Source organism: Marinobacter sp. R17 (genome assembly GCF_003789045.1).
Classification (GTDB): Bacteria; Pseudomonadota; Gammaproteobacteria; order Pseudomonadales; family Oleiphilaceae; genus Marinobacter_A; species Marinobacter_A mangrovi.
On sequence record NZ_RHGZ01000018.1, the window covers coordinates 1 to 22,766 of the forward strand.

Consider the following 22,766-nt stretch of genomic DNA (forward strand, 5'->3'; position numbering starts at 1 on the left):
CCACTTCGACCGGTTAGGCGTGCCGCGTCTCTCGTAAACCTCAACTTCTCGAACCGCCCGGTGCGGACCCGCTTGCCGGGTGGTGTGGGAGGGGCGGAGCCAGAAGGCTCCCCCCTATCCCGATGTGTCTGGCGATTGGTCGGCGCCGAAAGAGAGGGCAGCCTTGCAGGCTGCTCCGAAGCTAATGCGTCGGCGACATTCTGCGTTAACCCCGAGCGTGTAGCCGATGCTTCAGCTTCTGAGGCGCCGCCAGGTGCCCACGTAACCGTATGGAACGTCGAGTTAGTGATCTGGGTCCTTCGAACTTACGGCAATCTCCCCCGCCGCGGCTTCTTTCAAGAAGCTTTCAACCGCATCCCGATACGCCGGAATCACAAACGTCGACGCATGGGGCGTGTCCGTCTGCAGGAACTGCTTGGGCTCTCTGGCAGCGGTGTAGAGGGCTGTGCCGTTGTGGAAGGGGATAATCCCGTCGCGGATGCTGTGAATCACCATCAGCGGCACCGGGCTGATCTCGGCGATGTGGTCGACGCCCTCGTAGTCGTCCGGGATGGTCCAGCTCAGCGGGATCTGGAACGGCCAGGTGAGCCAGAAGCTGTCCAGTTTTTCCCGGGTGATGGCGCGGAAGCCGGCGAACGTGCTGTCCAGCACCACGGCCGTCAGTGGCGGTTGCTCCTGGCGCCGGGTCCATTCGGCGGCCAGCATCAACCCCAATCCGCCGCCCAGGCTCTGGCCCAGCAGATAATACGGGCCGCTGTCCGGCTGCTGGACGAGCCAGCGAAAACCGGCCTCGGTGTCCGCCAGGGCGCCTTCGATATCCGGATCACCAGTCGACTCGCCAAAGCCGCGATAGTCGATCATGAAGACGTTATAGCCTTCCCGGGGCAGCCAGGCGACGTTGAGGATATGGCTGCTCATGTTCTGGGCGTTGCCGTGCAGGTAGTAGACCGTGCCGTGATCCTCACCTTCTGCGGGCAGCCACCAGCCGTGCAGGTGTTCACCGTCGACGGTATCCAGATAGACATCCCGGTAGTCCAGGTCAAGCCGGTCCGGGGTGATGTAGACCGTGCTGTCCGGGTAGAAGAACAGGCTCGAACAACCGCCCAGCGACAGCAGCGTTAGCGACAGGCAAAGGCTCAGAAGTAGGCGTTGATTCCGATCTGCCATGTGGTGTCATACCTTTCGAAATGGTGTTTGCGTTCCCAGCCGGCGCTCAAGCCGATGTTGCGCTCCAGGTGCCAGCCGAGGCTGGCGTAGGCAATGTCTTCCCGGTCGCCGTCGCCGATCAGCCAGGCCTTGCTTTTGACGCCGCCGGTCACGCTGACCCGATGCCCCTGGTACAGCCAGCCCAGATCGGCTCCGGGCGCCAGGTCGTAGCCCTTGTCCAGGTCGTCGTCGATTTCCAGGTCGCCGGTCCCCATGGCGTAGATCTGGCTTTGATCGGACGTGGCCCAGCCGAAGCCGGCACCGCCGTCGAGGTAAGGGGCGAGCACCCGGTTGCCGGATTCGATGTCGGTCCGCCGGGCACCGAAGCCTACCTGCCAGGACAGGGGAGTGAAAAAGCGGTCGCGCACGGACAGGGAGCGGATTTCCACGCCGATCAATTTCTCCAGCTGCAACTCGTCTTTATCCGTGTAATAGCGGGTATCCAGGCGCAGGAACTGCAGCTGGGCACCCTGACGATAGCCTTCGGGCGGATCGAGGATGTCGTGGTAGGCCGGGCGCAGGGTCAGCTGGACGAAGTTGCGGTCGCCCTGGCGACCGCCGGCGACGCTGGCGCGAAAGGTGTCGTGGCCCTGGTCGTCGCGCACCGCTGGTTCCGGCGGCTGTTTCAGCGGTTCGGCATCGTCGATTTGGCTGCGTGCCTTGAGCAGGTCGTAGGACAGCGGGGCTGCCCTGTCGCGGGGCCACTCTTCCTCATGGGCTTCGTAGCGGACGTAATCGTAGGTGGCGTCGAGCACGTGCGCCCGATCTTCATCCGGCAGGGCCTGAACCTCCGGGCTGTCCACCGTGCGGGATCCCTCGGCGAGGTCGGCGGCCAGATCCCGCTCCTCCGGTGAGAGCTGCTCAAGGTAATGCGCAACGACGGTGGCCGAGGACGGCCGGTAGTTCACCGAAGCCACCAGGTCATGATCCACCACCCAGCGGACCGTGTCCGACGGGATAGCGTGAGTGTTGACTTCGTCCAAGAGCTGTGTGCCGGGGCGAGCCACGTCGATCAGTGCCAGCAGCCGATAGGCGCAATTCTCGTCGAAGAAGTAGTAGTCGAAGTTCTTGTCCCGGATTTCCCAGGCGTGGGCCAGCAGCCGGTCGGTTTCTTCCGGGGTGAGGTTCAGACGGTATTCCCACAGGTCGCGGTTTTCGATGTCCGAGTAGAGTTTGATCTTCTCGTAATAGGGCTTGACCGAGGTGATGCCCGGGTAGCCGCCAAAAATCCCTCGATAGGCGAACATGATCTCGCTGTCGTGGGCCGAGGCATCGGCCGCGTAGGAGACGGTGCTGGCCAGCAGCAGGTCCGCATCGCGATCGCGGGTATCGGCCGGATCCAGTCGCAGGAAGGTATGCCCGAACATGGACGATGGACTGTTCAGGTAGGAGGCCGCAAAGACCAGTGTGACGGTCTTGGTGTTCAGCTCGTCGCGCCAGGTTTCATAGGCCGGGCAGTCGGCGGGCGGTGCGGGCATATCGAGCTGCGTGCGCAGCCACTGATCCCGGGCGGGAAAGCGGCAGCGGGCGTGATCATCGCCGGAACCTGGAGCCTGGATGGCGGTGAGTGTCGCCTTCAGTTCGGCCAGCGGTGAATCCTTGCCTTCCGGACTCAGGAAAAAGGCATCGTCATCGGCTTGTGAGGTATAGCCGCCGAGCAGGTCGGGCCGGTAGTGCCCCAGGTTCAGCCAGACGGGATCATGCGCCAGCTGCTCCAGTGGTTCGGAAGCCTCGGCGTTGGACAGACACAATAGTGTGCAAAAGGCGGCCAGCAAACGGGGAGTGCGCCCCGACATCAGACGTCGTTGCATGTCATCTCGGATGGTTCTGGGTAGGTTGGCCGAAGCCGGTTGAGGCACCGTCCCTGGTGCCGGTTACCGTCCGTGGCGCCTGTCTTGGTTAGGCGACGTACTTGCTCAGTCCCTCATGGGATTCCATCAGGGCAACGATGGCTGAAACCGCCTGGTCTGAGGTGGTGTCTGAGGACGGGAAGATGGTGGCGAAGTTGTCCTGCATCAGCTTGCGGAATTCAGGGCGATCCGCCTTGTCGATGTTCAGGAGTACCGCCAGGGTGTCCAGGTTCTCACCTTCGCCGCGAGACATGTCACGCGCAACCTTGTCGACGTTGCTGTCCATATACATGGCCATGGACTGGATCGACTCGTTGGTGTTGCAGCCCAAGGTACCGGTGGTCATACCGAAGGTCTGGTTACCCAGCGTTCCGTTGGTCGTGGCGGCCAGTACGTGGGGGGCAATACCGGACTGGCCCTTCCAGATCATGGCGCCAACGCCACAACCCGGCTGTGCAAAGGCAAGACTGGATGCACCCAGAAGCATGGCACCTGCGATCAGTTTTTTCATTGTCCAACTCCTTGTCGTGTTATGTCATCGATCTGAAAACATTGACTAACGGCCCTGACGTTTCTGCTCTTTCCGCTTTGTATGTCGCGGCGTACCTGACCGTTGCTCCGAGTATAGTTCAGATCTGCGGCGTAATGATTAAATCGGCCACAATTGACTGATAATAGAAGTAAAAAAATGAACACGGCGATAACATATATTCTTTTTCGCTATAAAAAAGAATTTTTAATTTATTATTTGTAATATGCCGGTCACTTATTTATAGTGCGCCCCGCCAAGACGGCTCATTTATGTCACACGGAGAGAGTAGTTGTGAAAAAAGCACTGATTGCATCCAGCCTGTTGCTGGCCGGCGCCCTGAGCGGCTGTAGCTCCATGAACGTCAGCTCCACTCCGGTACCGCTGGCGGGTACTGTAAGCACCGATATCAAGGCCGATATCGATGTGGGTGAGAAAATCACCGGCAAGTCCCACGCGACCAAGATCCTGTTCTTCACCGTTGGTGGTGACAACGAGTACGCCGATGGCGTGGCGTACGGTCAGGGTGGCGGCTCTGCGCTGTCTGTTCTGGATGCGGTAGCACCGGTCAAGGCCGCTGCCGCCTACAACGCCATCAAGTCCTCAGGTGCTGACGTGATTGTGGCTCCGCGCTACACCGTCAAGAAGCAGGACTACCTGGTTTACGGCACAATCGACGTGACCGTAGAAGGGTACAAGGGCACCATCAAGAGCGTTGACTGAGTCTCTCGCGTCTTCCGCTCAATAAAAAGCCGGGCATTGCCCGGCTTTTTTGTGCCTGCTCGGAGGGTGTCAGCCGCCGAGGTAGGCCTTTTGCACGTCCTCGTTGGCCAGCAGGTTGGCCCCGCTGTCTTCGAGGCGGATGCGTCCGGTTTCCAGCACATAGCCCCGATCGGCGAGCTTCAGCGCCTGCTTGGCGTTCTGCTCGACCAGGAAGACGGTGATGCCGTCGTCGCGCAGGGTGCTGATGATCTCGAAGATCTGCTTGATGATCAGCGGCGCCAGGCCGAGTGACGGCTCGTCGAGAATGATCATCTCCGGCTTGGTCATCAGGGCCCGGCCGATGGCCAGCATCTGCTGCTCACCGCCGGACATGGTGCCGGCGCGCTGGTTGCGGCGTTCCTTAAGACGCGGGAAAAGCTCGAACACGTGGTCCTGGCTCTTGCGGATCTCCTGCTTGGAGGTGAAGAACCCACCCATGTGCAGGTTTTCCTCGACCGTCAGGCCGGGAAAGACGCGACGCCCTTCCGGCACGATGGCGATGCCGGAGCGCATGATCTGGGCCGTCGGCTTGTGGGTGATGTCTTCGCCCTTGAACAGGACCCGGCCGGAGCTGGCCTGGGGATCCCCGCACACGGTCATCAGCAACGTGGTCTTGCCTGCGCCGTTGGCGCCGATCAGGGAAACGATCTCGCCCTTCTGGATCTCGACAGAGACGCCGTGCAGCGCCTCGATCTTGCCGTAATGGGTATGGATATTTTCTAGTACCAGCATGGTGTCTCCCTTACTCCTCGCCCAGGTAGGCTTTGATCACATCGTCGTTGGACCGGATTTCCTCCGGCGTGCCACTGGCCAGGGGACGCCCCTGGTTGATGACGTTGATGCGATCGGAAATGCCCATGACCAGGCTCATGTCGTGCTCGATCAGCAGCACGGAGACGCAATAGTCCTCCTTGAGGCTGACAATCAGCTCGTTGAGCTCCCGGGTTTCGTTCGGGTTGAGACCAGCGGCCGGCTCGTCGAGCATCAGCACGTTTGGCTCGGTCACCATGCAGCGGGCAATTTCCAGGCGGCGCTGCTGACCGTAGGCCAGATTGCCGGCGTCGCGGTTGGCCATCTCCATCAGGCCCACACGCTCCAGCCAGTAAGCGGCCCGCTCCAGGGACTTCTCCTCGCGCTTGCGGTAGTCCGGCGTCTTGACCAGACCGGAGAAAAGGTTGGTGTTCAGGTGACGGTGCTGGGCCACCAGCAGGTTTTCCACCACCGTCATCTTGCTGAACAGGCGGACGTGCTGGAACGTCCGCACCATGCCCATGCGGGAGATCTTGTAATCCGGCTTGCCCTGGATCGGGCGGCCCTTGAACGTGATCTTGCCGCCGGTCGGCCGGTAGAAACCGCTGATGCAGTTGAACACCGTGGTCTTACCGGCGCCGTTGGGACCGATGATGGACACGATCTCTCGCTCGCCCACATCCAGGGACACCTGATCGACGGCCAGCAGGCCGCCGAAACGCATCGACAGGTCGCGTACTTCAAGCATGGTCAGTCACTCCCGCTTCCTGTTTCTTGAGGTTGATGTGGACCCGGGTCATGGGCAGCAGCCCCTGCGGGCGCCAGACCATCATCAGCACCATGGCGGCACCGAACACCAGCATCCGGTATTCCGAGAACTCACGGGCCAGCTCCGGCAGGATGGTGACGGCTATCGCTGCCAGGATAACCCCCAGCTGCGAGCCCATACCGCCCAGCACCACGATGGCCAGCACGATGGCGGACTCGAGGAACACAAACGACTCGGGGCTGATAAAGCCCTGCTTGGACGCGAAGATGGTGCCGGCGAACCCGGCGAAGAAGGCGCCGATGGTGAAGGCGGACAGCTTGACCGCGGTCCGGCTCAGACCCAGTGAACGGGCGGCGATTTCATCTTCCCGCAAGGCTTCCCAGGAGCGCCCGACCGGCATGCGGATCAGGCGGCGGATGATGAACAGGGTGAACACCGCCAGGATCAGGGTGATCAGGTAGAGGAAGATCACCTTGTGGGTGCTGTCGTAGGGAATGTTGAACACTTCGTGGAACGAGGTGTTGCCCTCGACTTTCACCCGACGACCGAATTCCATGCCGAACAGGGTCGGGTCCGGGATGCCGCCGATGCCGTCCGGGCCGTTGGTCAGGTCCGTCAGGTTGTTCAGCAGGATGCGGATGATTTCACCAAATCCGAGCGTCACGATGGCCAGGTAGTCGCCCCGCAGTCGCAGGACCGGGAAGCCGAGCACAAAGCCGAACGCAGCGGCCAGCACGGCACCAATCGGCAGGGACATCCAGAAGGAGAAGCCGTAATACTGGGACAGCAGGCCAAAGGTGTAGGCACCGACCGCATAGAAGGCCACATAGCCCAGGTCCAGCAGGCCGGCCAGGCCCACCACCACATTCAGGCCGAGGCCCAGGATGATGTAGATCAGGACCAGTGTGGCCAGGTCGACCGCGCCCCGTGAGGCGATGAACGGCCAGAACATGGCGCCCAGCACGATCAGGACGAGGGCGACGCGTTCAAACCGGATGCGTTTTTCCTGCGGCATCGGCTGGCGGTCCACCAGCGGATTGAGGGCTTTTACACGGCCCAGCCCGCCCAGGATCGCCGGACGGAAAAGCTGGAACAGGAACACGATCAGCACGGCCAGGGCGATTCCCACATAGGTCTGGGTTTCGGCGCCGGTCAGCTTGATGCTGATGCCCTGGGCCTCCAGGTTCAGCCCCAGGATGGGGTAGGAAATAACCAGTGTTATGAATGCGCAGAACAGCGCATGCCGGAAATTCTGTGCAATCATCAAATCTTCTCCACTTCCGGTTTGCCGAGCAGGCCGGTAGGCCGGAACAGGAGGATCAGGATCAGCAGGCCGAACGAGACCACGTCCTTGTACTCACTGCTCAGGTAGCCCGACGTGAAACTCTCGGCGACCCCCAGCACCAGGCCGCCCAACATGGCGCCCGGAATGCTGCCGATACCGCCCAGAACCGCTGCGGTGAAGGCCTTGAGGCCGGCAATGAAGCCGAACAGTGGATCGATCGAACCGTAATACATGCCCAGCAGCAGCCCCGCGACAGCCGCCAGGGAGGCGCCGATCACGAAGGTCGCGGTAATGATACGGTTGGTGTCGATGCCCAGCAGGCTCGACATCTTGAGATCCTGGGACACGGCGCGACAGGCGCGACCGGTTTTGGAGCGGGAAATGAACAGGGACAGACCGGTCATACAGATCAGCGTGACAATGAAGATCGTCAGCTGCATGTACGACAGGTTGGCCTGGAAGGTGCCGTCTTCGCCGCCACCCAGAGAAATGCCGCCCTCGATCAGCAGCGGAAAGCCGATGTTGCGCGAGCCCTGGGCCAGGTGAACGTAGTTCTGCAGGAAGATGGACATGCCGATGGCGGAGATCAGCGGGATCAGACGGTGTTGTCCGCGGACAGGGCGATAGGCGATGCGCTCCACCGCCCAGCCCATGGAGCTGGAAACGATGATGGCACAGATCAGGGCGACCAGCAGGACCAGCGGGATCCAGGCAGGGCTGGTCACGGCCAGGCCGGTGATCACGATCAGCGACACGTAGGCGCCGATCATGTAAATCTCACCGTGGGCAAAGTTGATCATGCCGATGATGCCGTACACCATCGTGTAACCGATGGCGATCAGGGCATACGCGCTTCCCACCGTCAGCCCGTTGATCAGCTGCTGGAGAAAGTACATTACGTCGTGCATTGTGGGAAAACTCCGATAAAGAAAAACCCCGGCTGGCGATCACACGGACAGAAAGCTGCTTGTGGCACAGTGCTCAAACGCTTTACATCCATGAATGCTTGCCGGGGTTCCAAAAAAACACCTTCCCCCTCGTGAGGGGAAGGTGTCCTCAGAAGGGCGTGGCTATGGGCCGTTCCCTTCTTCATCGTCCATTACCGATTTTTAACGGTGATTATTTTACCGGAGTTTTGCTGCCATCTGAATGCCATTTGTAGACAACGAAGTCGAATGACTTCAGATCGCCGGACTGGTCGTACTGAACTTCGCCGATCGGCGTGTCGAAGGTGCCTTCGCGCAGGGCGGCAGCCACTTCATACGGATCCTTGGAATCGGCTTTCTCGATGCCGTCGGCAATCAGCTGAACTGCGGCGTAGGAGGTCAGCACGAACGGACCGGACGGGTCTTCACCCTTGTCCTGGAACGCCTTGACCAGCTTCTGGTTCTCGGCTTTCTGGTCGAAGCTCGGCGGCAGGGTGACCAGCAGGCCTTCGGCTGCGTCGCCGGCGATGGTGTTGATGTCCTTGTTACCCACGCCTTCCGGGCCCATGAACTGGGCGTCCAGGCCAGCCTGTTGCGCCTTGCGCAGGATCAGACCCAGCTCCGGGTGGTAGCCGCCGTAGTAGACGAAGTCCACGTTGGCCTGCTTCAGCTTGGTGACCAGGGAAGAGAAGTCTTTCTGGCCGGCGGTGATGCCTTCGTACATCACCACGTTGATGCCGTCGTCTTCCAGGGTGGACTTGACCGCGCTGGCGATGCCTTCACCGTACTGCTGCTTGTCGTGGATGACCGCCACGCGCTGGGGCTTCAGGCTGGCGATGTAGTTGCCGGCAACCGGGCCCTGCATGCTGTCCAGGCCGATGGTGCGGAAGACCAGCTCATAGCCGCGATCGGTAATCGCCGGGCTGGTGGACGCCGGAGTGATCATCAGGACGCCTTCGTCCTCGTAAATGTCGGAGGCCGGCTGGGTGGAGCTGGAGCACAGGTGGCCCACGACGAAACGAACACCGTCGTTGACCATGTTGTTAGCGACCGTAACCGCCTGTTTCGGGTCACACACATCGTCCTGCTCGACGGCAACGAGTTTTTCACCCATCACGCCGCCGTTGGCGTTGATCTGCTCGATGGCCATGCGCGCGCCAGAGAACTGCATGTCGCCGTACTGGGCTACCGGACCGGTCATCGGGCCTGCGATACCGATCTTGATGTCCGCATTCGCGGTCCCTGCGGCCATCACAGCCAGCGAAGCGCCTACCCCGACTACAAGCTTGTTCAATTTGGTTTTCATTTTGGTGTGTCCTGCCTTAAAGATCACTGAGAACATTTTTGGTGTTTTTTCAGCCACGCCGAGCCTCTGCGCGCGTAGCGATGAGACTAACAAACACCACACGTTGAACGTTGTCAAGAAAGCGCCCCGGTGAATGATGATGAATTCATCGGCCGGGTCCGGGGCGCGATGTGCGTTAATCAGGCAGGGATCGTGCCAGCATCAGGCGGAAGGGGGTGTTGTGTCGGTCTCCTCGATCTCTTCCGGGTTGATCAGCTGCTTGAACTGTTCGAAATCCTTGAGCCGGGCAAAGCTGGGATCCACCGATGCGTCATCCCGGTAGGCTTCGGAAATCTCGATGGCGCTGGCCAGGCTCTTGATGGCGTCTTCCCAGCGGCCAATCTCGGCGTAGGCGCAGGCCAACTGGTAGTGGGGGTGGCCGTTGTCCGGCGCCAGCTTCAGGGCGCGCAGGCACAGGCTGATCGCCCACAGCGGCTCGTTCAGTTCCAGCACGGCGTCGGCCTTGTAGCTGAGCGCTTCGACATCGTCCGGACGCAAATCCAGAATCTGGTCATACACCGCAATCTTGTTCTGCTGCGATGTTTCCTGACTGGCCTTGAGCCACAGAGAATGCACTTCGTTGGTGCGTTCGATTTCTTCCTGGTTGCGGTTGATGATGTCGGATTTCTGCTGCAGCTGTTCCTCAATGAACTTGAGCCGCTTCTCGTATTCCACCACCAGTTCGTTCACACGCTTCTCTGCCACGCTGGCCAACTGGTTGCGCATATCCCGGATGGAATTCCAGCCGATGACGACGAGAATAGAGGTGGCCCCGGCGATCAGGTAGAAGAAGTAGGTCACCGTGTCGGTGGCGTAGGACATGGTTTTGTCGGCGACGGTCAGTTCCTTGTCCACCACTTTTTCGATCAGCTCGGCGCGGGTACTCTGGATTTCGGTCCGCAGGTCTTTCACCTGGTCCAGCAGGTAGCGCTCAATGAAGGGGTTGTACATCGGTTCTTTCAGGTGGTCGATGCGTTCTTTGACGTCTTCTGCCGTGACTTTCGTCGGCTCGCCGGTCTGGGACGCGGCGGCTGTATCGGTATCCGGCGTCTCCATGTCCTGTGCGTGTATTGAGGCCGCAGCCATCGTCAGCCACAACCCGGTCAGGGCGGGGGGCAGCCAGTGGAGCGCGCGGGAGGCGCGTGGGGCAGAGAAGCGGGAAATCAGCGTCGTCATGACCGTCCTGTGTTTGTTTTGAAGCATAAAGTTTTGCACGGGGTTTCTCTGTCAATACAGATGACACACCCGAACCCAGGCCAGAGCATAGTGCCTCAGTAGCGCGACTCGGGCAAAGGGTGCCTTACAAGGCTGATTAGACTTTAAACGAATGAATAGTTAGAGTTATAAATATTGGTCCTGTGAAATCCTGTGCGCCGCGTCCGCAATGCGGACAACTTCAGGACAGTGTAGACCGCCACAGGGGGCCTCGGGCAGTCCGTAATGTCCGTCCGCCTCGGGAAGGCGTCAAACGATTTCCGTATCCGTCTGCACAGCCGGCGTCCAACAAGCTTTTTGTAGGGATGTCTGACAGCAAAGTTTTGTACTCAAAAAAGATAGCGCACTATAATCGCGAGCTCGCCGAGCCGGTAGCGTGGGATACAGTCATGAACAACTATGAGCAGGTGCTTGTCGCTCTTCGTCGGGTGATCCGGGCCACCGATCTTCACTCAAAACGCCTCAGTAAGCATGCCGGCCTGACCGCGCCGCAATTGCTGATCATGCGGACCATCCGCGACCTGGGGCAGGTGACCATTGGCACCATCGCCGACAAGGTCAGCCTGAGTCAGGCAACAGTAACCACCATCCTGGACCGGCTGGAACACCGCAAGCTGGTCTACCGGGTGCGCAGCACTACGGACAAGCGCAAGGTCCATGCGCACCTGACGGAAGACGGCGCCGAGTTGCTCGCCCAAGCGCCCCAGCCGCTACAGGAAGACTTCATCCAGAAATTCCAGAGCCTGCACGAATGGGAGCAGAGCATGATCGTCGCCTCCCTGCAGCGCGTCGCCAGCATGATGGATGCCGACAGCATTGACGCTTCGCCGGTCCTGGATGTTGGGCCGATCAATCGTGAAGATGGCTGGAAGGGTCGTAAGAAGCAATCTGCGGGCTGAAGTCGGTCATCTTTCACATTTTTATGCATTTCCCTCCCTAAATATTCAGCGCACCTGGCCGATACCTGCGGCCGGGAATGCTTGTATCCCGTTTGTCCCTGCCTGTGCTGTTTTGTAATCGTTACATACGGTTACGGCGTTTCTTGACCTGGATCAGGAATGGCTGGACAGGTGTCGTGATTTGATGCGCGTGCCCCGGAAACCTGGATATTCCAAATTAGGGTCTATAGTTGCTACAGAGGCACCGAAGGAAGCGTGTCGAGTGGCAAACAACAAGGATTGAATCAGTCTATGAGACGTAACCTTCCCGTTACCCAGCGCGAAGTTCGAATGGCGGAGGACGGCCGCCTGATCACCACCACTAATCTCAAGGGGGTGATCACTTACTGCAACGACGAATTCGTGGCTATCAGCGGTTTCTCCCGTGATGAGCTTGTGGGGCAGGCCCACAACATCATTCGACACCCGGATATGCCGCAGTCGGTGTTCAAGCACATGTGGGACACACTCAAGGCTGGCAAGGCCTGGATGGGTGTGGTCAAGAACCGATGCAAGAACGGCGACCACTACTGGGTCAGCGCTTACGTCACGCCGGTCCGTGAAGGTGGCAAGATCGTGGGCTACGAGTCGGTACGCACGTCGCCGTCGGAGGAGCAGAAGCGCCGCTCGACCGATCTTTACCGGAAACTCAACGCGGGCAAGACCGGCGTCATCAAGCTGGCGAACCTGCGTAACGTGCTGGTCGTCGCCCTGCCGCTGCTGGTCTCGTTGATCGCGAGTGTGGCGGCGGTGCAGTGGGCGTCGCCCGCGGTGGCCACCGCGGTGATTGTGATCGGGCATCTCGCGGCGGGCTTCACCCTCCGTGGCATGATCGACAATCGCATGCGAGGGCTTGTCGGGCTCCGGAAAGATGCCTTTGCCGACCCGCTGATCGCATTGACCTACACCGACCAGCGCGGTCGCTTCGGTGAGCTGGCCATGCTGTTGATCAGTGAAGAGGCACGCCTGCGCACGGCCCTGGCTCGGATTGAGGACCAGGCCGGTATTCTGGCCAATCACGCCTCTACCAGCCACAAGGCCATCAACGAGGGCGCGGGCTACATTGCCAGGCAGCGTTCGGAAACGGACCAGACCGCATCGGCGATCAACGAGATGACGGCGTCCATCCAGGAAGTGGCGGAGAACGTCGGTCGCAATGCCAAGGAAGCGGAAGCGGCCAACGAGCATGCCTCCCAGGGCATGGAGCTGTCGCGTCAGGCGCTGAAAGCGATTGAGGTATTGGTTGAACGGGTCCACGAAGTGGGCAATGCGGTGGAAACGCTGGGGCAGTCCACAGAGAGCATTGGCCAGGCGGCCAAGCTGATCTCCGACATCGCGGAACAGACCAATCTGCTGGCCTTGAATGCCGCGATCGAGGCGGCCCGGGCTGGCGAGCAGGGGCGCGGTTTTGCAGTGGTCGCGGATGAAGTGCGCTCACTGGCGGCCCGTACGCGGGAAAGCACGTCGCAGATCCACAGCGTGATCGAAGACTTCCGCCACCAGGTTGATACCGCCGTGAGCACGGCGCGTGACGGTGAGGTCGTGGCCGGCTCCGGCCTGGACAAGGTGCGCGAATCCGAGCGGGCCCTGAATGAAATTGTCGAGGCGATCAGTCGGATTACGGATCGTTTCCTGCAGATGTCCGCGGCTGTTGAGCAGCAGAGCCAGGTGTCCGAGGAGATCAATCGGCAGGTGGTCAATATCGCAGAGCTGGCGGACAGCAGCACCGATCGCGCGGAAACCGCCGACAAGGTCAGCGAGGAACTGATGCGTTTCTCCGATGGCCTGCGGGATCTGGTGGCACGGTTTATCGGCCGGCGGTAAACCGGCGCGACAAAGGGAGGGCATCCCGAGCGGTGCCCTTTTTTTTTGGAGCAAAAAAAGGCGTCCAAATTGGACGCCTAATGGGCTCTTCTCAGATGACAGGAATTCGACGCGAATGCGATGAAATCCAATGGTTAGAAGTGTAAGTATCGGCCCCGTTCTGAGCCATAGTGGATTGCGCGTACGGGCAATCCGTTATGCTGTAAGCCGCGTCAATCGTGGCTTCCGGGCCGATGCACTTCGTCAGTGCACGCTCGCTCCACGCCGGGGTTTGTTGCCAAAACAAACCGTGTACACATCGGCATAGTGCTTCGCAAAATGGACCTCCAGACCTTCCTGCAGGTACCCGGGCAATTCCTCATAATCGCCCCGGTTCCCTTCCGGCAGGATCAGCGTGTTGATCTTCTGCCGACGGGCCGCAATGACCTTCTCGCGGATACCGCCAACCGGTAGGACCTGTCCGGTCAGCGTCAGTTCCCCGGTCATGGCGATACCGGCCTGCGGCGCCTCCTTGCGGGCGATCGACAGCAGGGCCGTGGCCATGGTCACGCCGGCACTGGGCCCGTCTTTCGGCGTGGCGCCCTCTGGCACGTGCACGTGGACGAACGACTTGTCAAAGAACGCGGGATCACCCTTGTAGCGTTTCAGGTTGGACGACACATAGCTGTAGGCAATCTCCGCCGATTCGCGCATGACATCGCCCAGTTGTCCGGTCAGCTTGAAACCACGCTGGCTGGAATGGATGCGCGAAGCCTCGATGCTCAGGGTGGCGCCGCCCATTGCCGTCCAGGCCAGGCCGGTGACCACGCCCGTGCCCTTGAGGGATTTCTCCTTCTTGAAATAGGGCTGGCCGAGGTAGCCCGGCAGGTCGCTGACGCCCACCTTCACGGGCGTATCCGGCTCTTCCAGCAGTTTGACGATGCCTTTACGGACAATCTTGTGCAGCTGCTTCTCCAGGTTGCGCACGCCGGCCTCCCGGGCATAGCCCTCGATCACCTGACGGATGGCTGCATCGGTGATGTTGAGCTGCTTCTTGAGCAGACCGGACCGCTTGAGCAGACGCGGCAGCAGGTGGTGCTTGGCGATCAGCAGCTTTTCCTCGGCGATGTAGCCGGACAAGCGGATGACGTCCATCCGGTCCAACAGCGGCCGCGGGATGGTGTCCAACTGGTTGGCGGTGCAGATGAACAGCGTCTTGGACAGGTCCATTCGCACATCCAGATAGTGGTCCAGGAAATCCTTGTTCTGTTCCGGATCCAGGGTTTCCAGCAGGGCCGACGCCGGATCCCCCTGGAAGGACGCACCGATCTTGTCGATCTCATCCAGCATGATCACCGGATTGTCGACGCCGCTGTCTTTCAGGGCCTGCACCAGCTTGCCGGGCATGGCGCCGATGTAGGTGCGGCGGTGGCCCTTGATCTCGGCCTCGTCCCGCATGCCGCCCAGACTGAAACGGTAGAACTGGCGTCCCAGCGCATCGGCGACTGAACGACCGATCGAGGTCTTGCCCACGCCGGGCGGGCCGACCAGCAGGATGATTGAACCGGAAACCTCCTGCCGATAGGCGCCTTCGGCCAGGAATTCGATGATGCGGTCCTTCACGTCTTCCAGGCCGTCATGGTCCCGGTCCAGCACCTCGCGGGCCTGTTTCAGGTCGAAGTGATCCTCGGAATGCTGGCCCCAGGGCACCTGCGTCAGCCAGTCCAGGTAGTTACGGGTGACGCCGTATTCCGGCGAGCCCTGTTCCAGCACCGACAGCTTCTGCAGTTCGTCCTTGAAGCGTTGCTGGACGTGCTCCGGCGGATCCAGTTTGTCCATGCGGGCCTGGAAGTTTTCCACATCGGCGGTTTTGTCGTCCTTGGCCATGCCCAGCTCGCGCTGGATGACTTTCAGCTGTTCGCGCAGGAAGAATTCCCGCTGGTGCTTCTGGACCTTGGTGTTGACCTCTTCGTTGATCTCCGCCTGCAGACGGGCCACTTCCTGCTCTTTTTTCATCAGCAGCAGGACTTTCTCCATCCGCCGCAGCAGCGGCACGGTGTTGAGGACGTCCTGTAACTCAGGGCCCTTGGCGCTGGTCATGGACGCGCCGAAATCGGCCAGCGGCGAGCTGTCGTCCGGCCCGAAGCGGGACAGGTACTGCTTCACTTCTTCGCCATAGAGCGGGTTGCTGCGCAGCAGGTCCTTGATGGCGCTGATGATGGCCAGGGTGTAGGCCTTGAGCTCGTCTGCTTCCTCTTCCGGCTCCTGTGGATAACTGACTTCCACCAGGTACGGCGGTTTGCGGCGCAGCCATTGGACGATGCGGAAGCGCTGCAGCCCCTGGGCGATAAACTGGATCTTGCCGCCTTCGCGCTGGGTCTGGTGGACCCGTACGGCGCAGCCCATGATCTCCAGGTCATCGCTCTCGGGAACGGCCATTTCCTCGTCGGCGTCGACGAAGCACAGGCCCAGGACCTGATGATCGGTTTCTTTCACGCGCTTGAGGGTTTCCTGCCAGGGGTCCTGGTTGACCACCACCGGCTGCACCTGGGCCGGAAAGAACGGTCGGTTCTGGACCGGCAGCAGGTACATGCGCTTGGGCATCATCTGCTGGGGCAGGGCAAGGCTCTGACGGTTCTCGTCCTTGCCGATGTACTCCATGGTGTCATCGTCGTCGTGATGGGTATCGGTCATGATCACTAGGCGTCCTTATTCAGAGGCTCTGTCTCTTCCGTATGTGACGGCATAGCCGGGAATTTCAAGCGGCGCAAGGTTGCTGGTTGAGGCCCGCTTGAATTCCCGGCCATTGGCGCCATAACAGGTCTACGGTTTGATATAGTTTCCTGATGACATTTCCTTTCCGGACAAGGTTTGCACCCATGAGCGAGTCTCTCTACGTATTTGAAGCCACCCTCGACAACTTCCAGGACAAGGTCATGCAGGCGTCCATGCAGACGCCGGTTCTGGTGGACGTCTGGGCCGACTGGTGCGCGCCCTGCAAGCAGCTTATGCCGGTCCTGGAAAAGCTGGCGGACGAATACAAGGGGGCGTTCCTGATGGCCAAGGTCAACGCCGACGAGCAGCAGGAACTGACCGGCCACCTGGGCGTGCGCAGCCTGCCGACCATCCTGCTGGTCAAGAACGGCCAGGCCGTGGATGGCTTCAACGGCGCGCTGCCGGAGAGCGAAATTCGCAAAGTGCTGGATAAGCACGTCGAGGCGCCGGAGGAAAACCCTCACGACAAGGCCAACCGGTTGTGGGAAGAAGGCGACCTGAATGGCGCACTGGAAATCCTGACCAGCCTGAACCAGTCGGACCCGGAGGATATCGCCGTGCTGATCGATCTGGCGCAGATCAAGGCGGAGCTCGGCGATACCGAGACCGCCCAGCAGATCCTCGACAGCCTGGCACCGGAAGACAAGATGCAGCCTCATGCCCGCCAGCTGGCCGCACGCCTGAAGTTCATGGAACAGGCCGGGCAACTGGCGCCGGTGGCGGATCTGGAGAAGCGTCTGGAGGCGGATCCGAAGGGTTGCGAAGCGCTGCACCAGCTGGCCCTGCAGCACGTTATCAAGGAAAACAACGCCCAGGCGATGGAGCTGCTGATCCGCCTGATGCAGGTCGATGCGGGTTATAAGGACGGGGTGGCCAAAACGACACTGGTCGAGCTGTTCGACAAGCTGGGCAACACCAACCCCGATGTGCGGACCTACCGCCGCAAGCTGTATACCCTGATGCACTGACGGGGCGGGGCGCAGCCGGTGACCCATGATGCTGAAACTGCCCCCGCAACCGGATCGCTGTGAGCTTTGCGAACGTCCTGTCGCCAAGCTCACGCGACACCACCTGATCCCCCGCCGCCTACACAGCAAGAAGCGCTTCCAGAAACTCTTCACCCGTGACGACATGATCACCCGCACCCTGTGGGTCTGCCGTCCCTGTCACAACGCCATCCACGGCACCTGCTCGGAGTACGAGCTGGGCATGCACTACAACACCCGGGACAAGCTGATGAAGTTGGACGACCTGCGCACGTTCGTTGACTGGTTACGGGACAAGCCGGAAGGGTTTGTGCCGAAGCGTGGGCGTCGTGGGTAAAACGTTTAATGATTGGCTTGGTAGCTTGCTCGGATCGGGTGCCTGAAGCCAATGGGCGCCATCGCTTCCGTCGCCTAAGAGGGCCGTCCGTGGCCGCTTATGCGACGAGGACATCCTGTCCTCTGCTCCAGCGATGGCGCCCATTGGCTTCGACCGGGTTTTCGAGCAAAACGCAGGGTCGTTTCGGACTGAGGCAGCATTGTAGGTTGGGCTGACGCAGGAAGCCCAACAAGCCGGGTTTGCGGCCAATCCCATCCAATCCAAGGTTCGCGAGGCCGGTTTTTAAGAACCCATGTTCCAAGCCTGCCCGCGATAACGGGAACATCCGGTGCCCGCTTATTGTTGGGCTTCCTTCGTCAGCCCAGCCTACATCCCTGGAGCTTTTGCAACACGCTCTGAAGTTTCGGCTACATTGGCTCGTGCCTGGATTGGCTTCTCACATCTGCCGTTCACAAAAAAGCCGGACACATGGCCCGGCTTCTCGCTCACAGGTGAAACGGCTTAGCCATTCCCCTTGCGCATCGCTTCATACTCGTCCTCAAAGAAGAACTTCTCTTCCCCAAAGGCCGGCTCCAGTTCGTGCAGCCAGGTGGCCGTATCGCTGTACTTGGCGAAGAACGGGCGCTGCACCCAGTCCGGGTTGCGGCCCTGCAGGAAGCGCAGGACGAACACCTTCTCGCCCTTGATCTCGGCAATACCCTGGATTTCCACCTTGCCCGGGCCGGCACTCATGGACGGGCCGCGGGCTGTGCGGCCCAGGCCGGAGACGTTCTTCATGGCCTCGCGGTAGATCTCGTAGGCCTGCGCCAGTGGCAGCTCGAAGTAGTTCTTCGCGCCGGTGTCCCGCTCGACGAACATGTAGTAGGGGATGATGCCCAGCTTGACCTGCTTCTTCCACATCTTGGCCCAGGCGTCGGCGTCATCGTTGACGTGTTTGATGATCGGGCCCTGGGCGCGAATTTCAGCACCGGTGGCGCGGATGCGGCGGATCGCTTCTTCGGCGATGTCGGTGGTGATTTCCTGCCAGTGGTTGTAGTGGGCCATGATGGCCACGTGCTTGCCGCCTTCCACCAGGCGGGCAAACAGGTCGATCAGCTCATCCGCGTCCTTGTCGGTCACGAAACGATACGGCCAGAAGGTCAGGGCCTTGGTGCCGATGCGGATGGTCTGGATGTGATCGAACTCCGGCTCCAGCAGCGTCTCCAGGTACTGCACCAGGTTCTTGGTCTTCATGACCATCGGATCGCCGCCGGTGACCAGCAGATCGGTCACTTCGGTGTGGTTGCGCAGGTAGCCGTGCAGCTTCTCCGCGTCGGTGCTGGCCATCTTCAGGTCCTTGTCACCCACGAACTGGGCCCAACGGAAACAGAAGGTGCAGTAGGAGTGGCAGGTCTGGCCCTGGGACGGGAAGAACAGCACGGTTTCGCGGTATTTGTGCTGCACGCCTTCGAGCACTTCACCGTCCAGCTTGGGCAGGTTCATCTGCATCTGGCCGGCCGGGTGCGGGTTCAGGTCGTCGCGGATTTCCTTGGCGACGGCCTGGATGTCCTTCTTGTCGGCGCCGCTGCGATGCATGTCCGCCATGCGCTCGTAGTGCTCGGGCTTGAGCATCTCGCGCTGGGGGAAGACCAGTTGGTAGATCGGATCGTTGGGCACCTTGTCCCACTGGATCAGCTCGTTGATCACGTATTCGTTGACACGGAAAGGCAGGACGCTGGAGACCACCTTCATCTCGAACAGGGTCTCTTCAGGCAGCGACTGGATGGCTTCGATCTTGTCCAGTTGGCGGTCGGTGTAGACCTGGAAACGACGTTCCTCGAATTCGACGGTGGGAATGCGTGCAGAGAACGTTTCAGGGGCGTTAACGATTGAATTCATAGGCCTCCCTCTCTCCTGTTGACTCGGGCGGCGTTTCTGTGACGCCGCTGGCAAATGGCTGAGGCAAAAAAGGGACGGCAACGCGCTGTCGAGCGCGCGGTAGACGCGGTGTTCCTCTGGCTGTGACTCCCTCCTTTTGCCCCGGTACAAATCGGGAAGCGGAGTATACCGAATTGCCTCAATATTTTCAGGTCTAATTAAATTTTCAGTGCCGACAGTCGTTTAGCCGTGCACTTCTCGGTAAGTTTGCGAAATTTCGGTGGAAATTATGCAAGGATACTGGCGGGGCGTTACGAAAATATTTCGTGTCAAAATGGAAAGCGGGGGAGTGAAGGGCCAACCCATCGCGACCCGATGATGTCTTGAAGACCGCTGGCGGCGGATTCAACGACAAAGATAAACGATCAATTCCCGCGGACCGTGGGCACCGTACGCCATGGTCTGCTGGATATCCGCCGTCTTGGACGGGCCGGAGATGAAGATCAGGTTGGTGGGCATGCCGTGGCGGCTGTAATAGACCATGGCCGCCGGCATGTCCGGAAACAGGCTGTCTTCCCGCACGATGACGACATGCACCGGTGGCACCAGGGACAGGGTGCGAGGGGCCTCGGGCCGGCTTTCCACAATCAGGGTGCCAGTGTCGGCGATCCCGCCCTGGGCCTGGCTGAGGCTGATGGGTGCTGAATCGAACAGGGCCGCTTTCTGGCCGTCCCAGTCATCAAACACGGTCACGGACGGGGCCGAACCGTGTGCCTGCCAGGTGGCCGCGGCTTCGTCGCGGCCGACCCACCACTGCTGCCAGTTCCGCTCGGTCGCGAGTGAGGCCAGATGATCCGGCCAGTCGGCCTCGGCCATCCGGAACACCTGCGCATGGGCGGCTTCCAAGGCCGAGACCATGCTGTCGATGTTCGGCGCTGAGGGCGTAACGGCGGTTGTCTCCGGTGCCGGATACGGCGTTGCCGGCGACGCGGCGCGCCCATGACGGAGTCGGGACAGGATACGATCGCGGGGTTTCATGGGCGGTGATCCTTCTTATGGTGACGCATCCACTCCTGGAAGCTGCGCTCTGCCGGTTCGAGCGGCGCTCGATGGCGGGTCCAGGCCCGCGGCAGGGGCGGCAACAGGCGGCGGGCGCGGGTGGCCGCGCGAGTCACCAGCCGATAGACCGCCGGCCGGGTGTGAATCCATTGCCAGGCTTGCCAGATCAGCGCCTCGCCGACCCGCCGCTGGCGGCCGTGCCCACGAACCGGGCTGGCGGGATCGGCGCTGACGCCCTCATGGCGCAGGCGACGAATCAGGTCGGGCAGGGGAATTCGTACCGGGCAGACTTCGCCGCAGGCGCCGTTCAAGCTGCAGGCCTGGGTCAGCTTGCCGGCGTGGTCGAGTCCGAATAACTGCGGCATCACAACCTGGCCGATGGGGCCGGGATAGACTGTGCCGTAAGCGTGACCGCCCAGCCGCTCGTACACCGGGCAATGATTCATGCAGGCGCCGCAACGGATGCAGCGTAGCGTGGCCCGCAACTGGCGGTCGGCGTAGATGCGGCTGCGGCCGTTGTCGACCAGGACCAGATGGACCTGCCTCGGGCCGTCGCATTCGTCTTCCCGGCGCGGTCCGCTGATCATGTTGACGTAGGTGGTGATGGCCTGACCGGTGGCGGAGCGGGGCAACAGGCGCATCAGGTCCGGCAGGTCGGTCAGCTTCTCGATGACTTTTTCGATGCCCATGACGGCAATGTGCGTGTCCGGCACGGTAGTGGACATGCGACCGTTGCCCTCATTCTCCACCAGACACAAAGTACCGGTCTCGGCGATCGCGAAGTTCACCCCGGAGATGCCCACATCCGCCTCGGCAAACGCCCGGCGTAATACCCGGCGGCCGGTGCCGATCAGTTCATCCACATCCTCGGTGTAGGGCGTTTCGGGTATCTGCTCGGCGAACTGGCGGGCGATGCTGGCCTTGTTGCGATGGATGGCCGGCATGATGATGTGGGACGGTGTTTCATGGGCCTGCTGGACGATGTACTCGCCCATATCCGATTCCAGGCAGGTGAAGCCGGCGTCTTCCAGCGCGGTGTTGAGGCCGATTTCCTCTGTCGCCATGGATTTGCCTTTGACGATGCGCTGGCCGTTCACCGCCCGGATCAATCCGGTAATGATGCGGTTGGCATCGCCCGCCGTCTCGGCCCAGTGCACCTGGATGCCGTTGTGCCGGCAGCGGTCCTCCAGCTGTTCCAGCAGGTCCGGCAACTGGGCCAGCGCCCGGTCGCGGATGGCGGCGCCGCTGTCGCGCAGGGTTTCCAAAGCGTCGGCGTCGGGAAACTGGGCGCGGCGCTTGTCCCGCAGGAAGGTCATGGCGCCATGGAAGCTTTCCCGGAGTTCGGCATCGCCCAGGGCATCGTGGATGCGGACGCCGAAGTCCTGGTCGGGGTGGTCGGTGAAGCCGCTCATGGGGTGTCGCCTCCGGTCCGCTTCCAGAGAAATTCGGCCAGGTGCTCGGCCGGCAGATTGGCGCCCTGTTTACGCAGCATACCGTCAATGTTGAGCAGGCAGCCGCAGTCGCTGCTGAGGAGTTGGTCTGCCTCGGTGGCTCGAATGGCGCTGCATTTGTCCGTGGCCATCGCCGCAGAAATGTCCGACATCTTCACGGCAAAGGTGCCGCCGAACCCACAGCAGGCTTCGGCGTTTTCCGGCTCGCAGACGTCCACGCCCTTGAGCTGTTTCAGCAGGGCGAGCCCGTCCTCGCGCACGCCCATTTCACGGCGCGCACTGCAGGAGGTGTGCATGACGATCTTCACCGGATCGCCATGATCCTGCCACGTCACCTGCAGCACCCGGTTCAGGAATTCATGCAGCTCGTAGGTGCGCGCGGCCAGATCCTGGGCGGCTTCGGCCAACGGCCCATCGGCCAGCAGGCTGGGATAATGGTGGCGCAACATCCCGGCACAGGAGCCGGAGGGCACGATCACGGGGATCGGCTCATTGAAATGGCGCACCACCCGGCGGGCAACAGCCCGGGCTTCGTCATCGTAGCCGGAATTGTAGGGCGGTTGCCCGCAGCAGGTCTGTTCTTCCGGGAAGACCACCTCGATGCCCTCCCGTTCCAACAGACGCACGGCCGCCATGCCGGCCCGGGGATGGAAAACGTCAATCAGGCAGGTGCCAAAAAGATAAACGCGATGGATCGCAGGAGCGTTCATGCAGTAACCCGGCGTTAGTGAGGATGCTTTGTATAGACTAGTGTGCTATCGAGGCAAGATAGAACCTCGCGGGCTCAGACATTGGTCGCAGGCCCCTTGTGGATGCCGGCCCCAAAGCGCCAAGGTGGGACTTTCCAGCCGCATTCAGCGCCCCATCGGTTTGTCTGTGGAACCGTTGCCCGGGTTCGGCGACAAACCCATGGAGCGTGTTGC

19 protein-coding genes are annotated in these 22,766 nt (G+C 61.0%); 5 read left to right on the forward strand and 14 right to left on the reverse strand.

Annotated features, from left to right (window positions below; all coding sequences use genetic code 11):
- Positions 1–282: 282 nt before the first annotated feature.
- The 3 genes from EB809_RS13350 to EB809_RS13360 form a co-directional block, all read right to left on the reverse strand.
- Positions 283–1,167, reverse strand: coding sequence for an alpha/beta hydrolase (locus EB809_RS13350; protein WP_123635327.1), 885 nt, complete (start codon positions 1,165–1,167; stop codon positions 283–285).
- A complete protein-coding gene (locus EB809_RS13355; RefSeq protein WP_223807959.1) occupies positions 1,137–3,017 on the reverse strand; it encodes a DUF4105 domain-containing protein in 1,881 nt (626 codons plus the stop codon). Before EB809_RS13355 ends, EB809_RS13350 begins: the two co-directional genes overlap by 31 nt.
- A gap of 88 nt (positions 3,018–3,105) precedes the next feature.
- Complete coding sequence (locus EB809_RS13360; protein WP_123635328.1) at positions 3,106–3,567, reverse strand: DUF3015 domain-containing protein; 462 nt, start codon at positions 3,565–3,567, stop codon at positions 3,106–3,108.
- A 312-nt stretch (positions 3,568–3,879) separates the two neighbouring features.
- Here EB809_RS13360 and EB809_RS13365 point away from each other — a divergent pair, with 312 nt between their 5' ends.
- Positions 3,880–4,308 (forward strand): hypothetical protein, encoded by a 429-nt coding sequence (locus tag EB809_RS13365; RefSeq protein WP_123635329.1) that lies wholly within the window; start codon positions 3,880–3,882, stop codon positions 4,306–4,308.
- Positions 4,309–4,377: 69 nt separating this feature from the next.
- On the opposite strand, the gene EB809_RS13370 is transcribed toward EB809_RS13365, so the two are convergent.
- The 6 genes from EB809_RS13370 to EB809_RS13395 all read right to left on the reverse strand — a co-directional run bounded on the left by EB809_RS13370 (position 4,378) and on the right by EB809_RS13395 (position 10,478).
- A complete protein-coding gene (locus EB809_RS13370) occupies positions 4,378–5,079 on the reverse strand; it encodes an ABC transporter ATP-binding protein (RefSeq protein WP_123635330.1) in 702 nt (233 codons plus the stop codon).
- A gap of 10 nt (positions 5,080–5,089) precedes the next feature.
- Positions 5,090–5,845, reverse strand: a complete 756-nt coding sequence (livG, locus tag EB809_RS13375) for a high-affinity branched-chain amino acid ABC transporter ATP-binding protein LivG (RefSeq protein ID WP_123635331.1) — start codon at positions 5,843–5,845, stop codon at positions 5,090–5,092.
- Entirely contained in the window at positions 5,838–7,130 is a 1,293-nt protein-coding gene (locus EB809_RS13380) for a high-affinity branched-chain amino acid ABC transporter permease LivM (RefSeq protein WP_123635332.1), read from the reverse strand. Before EB809_RS13380 ends, livG begins: the two co-directional genes overlap by 8 nt.
- Entirely contained in the window at positions 7,130–8,059 is a 930-nt protein-coding gene (gene livH / locus EB809_RS13385) for a high-affinity branched-chain amino acid ABC transporter permease LivH (protein WP_123635333.1), read from the reverse strand. The genes EB809_RS13380 and livH overlap by 1 nt, the downstream gene beginning before the upstream one ends.
- Positions 8,060–8,270: 211 nt before the next feature.
- A complete protein-coding gene (locus EB809_RS13390) occupies positions 8,271–9,383 on the reverse strand; it encodes a branched-chain amino acid ABC transporter substrate-binding protein (RefSeq protein ID WP_123635334.1) in 1,113 nt (370 codons plus the stop codon).
- Positions 9,384–9,584: 201 nt separating this feature from the next.
- The gene (locus EB809_RS13395; RefSeq protein WP_223807965.1) at positions 9,585–10,478 is read right to left on the reverse strand and encodes a TPR end-of-group domain-containing protein; all 894 of its coding nucleotides are present in this window, start codon (positions 10,476–10,478) and stop codon (positions 9,585–9,587) included.
- A 548-nt stretch (positions 10,479–11,026) separates the two neighbouring features.
- Between EB809_RS13395 and EB809_RS13400 the strand changes: the two genes are divergently transcribed.
- A complete protein-coding gene (locus EB809_RS13400) occupies positions 11,027–11,536 on the forward strand; it encodes a MarR family winged helix-turn-helix transcriptional regulator (RefSeq protein WP_123635335.1) in 510 nt (169 codons plus the stop codon).
- A 291-nt stretch (positions 11,537–11,827) separates the two neighbouring features.
- Positions 11,828–13,399, forward strand: a complete 1,572-nt coding sequence (locus tag EB809_RS13405) for a PAS domain-containing methyl-accepting chemotaxis protein (RefSeq protein ID WP_123635336.1) — start codon at positions 11,828–11,830, stop codon at positions 13,397–13,399.
- Between the two features lie 243 nt (positions 13,400–13,642).
- Here the strand turns inward: EB809_RS13405 and lon are convergent, their stop codons facing one another.
- Positions 13,643–16,072 carry an endopeptidase La gene (gene lon, locus EB809_RS13410; RefSeq protein WP_123635337.1) on the reverse strand — a complete coding sequence of 810 codons (2,430 nt, stop codon included), beginning with the start codon at positions 16,070–16,072 and terminating at the stop codon, positions 13,643–13,645.
- Between the two features lie 185 nt (positions 16,073–16,257).
- Between lon and trxA the strand changes: the two genes are divergently transcribed.
- Positions 16,258–17,121 carry a thioredoxin gene (gene trxA, locus EB809_RS13415; RefSeq protein ID WP_123635338.1) on the forward strand — a complete coding sequence of 288 codons (864 nt, stop codon included), beginning with the start codon at positions 16,258–16,260 and terminating at the stop codon, positions 17,119–17,121.
- Between the two features lie 28 nt (positions 17,122–17,149).
- Positions 17,150–17,476 carry a hypothetical protein gene (locus tag EB809_RS13420; RefSeq protein ID WP_123635410.1) on the forward strand — a complete coding sequence of 109 codons (327 nt, stop codon included), beginning with the start codon at positions 17,150–17,152 and terminating at the stop codon, positions 17,474–17,476.
- Positions 17,477–17,977: 501 nt separating this feature from the next.
- On the opposite strand, the gene EB809_RS13425 is transcribed toward EB809_RS13420, so the two are convergent.
- The 4 genes from EB809_RS13425 to EB809_RS13440 all read right to left on the reverse strand — a co-directional run bounded on the left by EB809_RS13425 (position 17,978) and on the right by EB809_RS13440 (position 22,553).
- Positions 17,978–19,354 carry a KamA family radical SAM protein gene (locus EB809_RS13425; RefSeq protein ID WP_123635339.1) on the reverse strand — a complete coding sequence of 459 codons (1,377 nt, stop codon included), beginning with the start codon at positions 19,352–19,354 and terminating at the stop codon, positions 17,978–17,980.
- Positions 19,355–19,738: 384 nt separating this feature from the next.
- The gene (locus tag EB809_RS13430; protein WP_123635340.1) at positions 19,739–20,371 is read right to left on the reverse strand and encodes a lactate utilization protein C; all 633 of its coding nucleotides are present in this window, start codon (positions 20,369–20,371) and stop codon (positions 19,739–19,741) included.
- A complete protein-coding gene (locus EB809_RS13435; RefSeq protein WP_123635341.1) occupies positions 20,368–21,804 on the reverse strand; it encodes a LutB/LldF family L-lactate oxidation iron-sulfur protein in 1,437 nt (478 codons plus the stop codon). Before EB809_RS13435 ends, EB809_RS13430 begins: the two co-directional genes overlap by 4 nt.
- Positions 21,801–22,553, reverse strand: a complete 753-nt coding sequence (locus EB809_RS13440; protein ID WP_123635342.1) for a (Fe-S)-binding protein — start codon at positions 22,551–22,553, stop codon at positions 21,801–21,803. The genes EB809_RS13435 and EB809_RS13440 overlap by 4 nt, the downstream gene beginning before the upstream one ends.
- Positions 22,554–22,766: the final 213 nt, after the last annotated feature.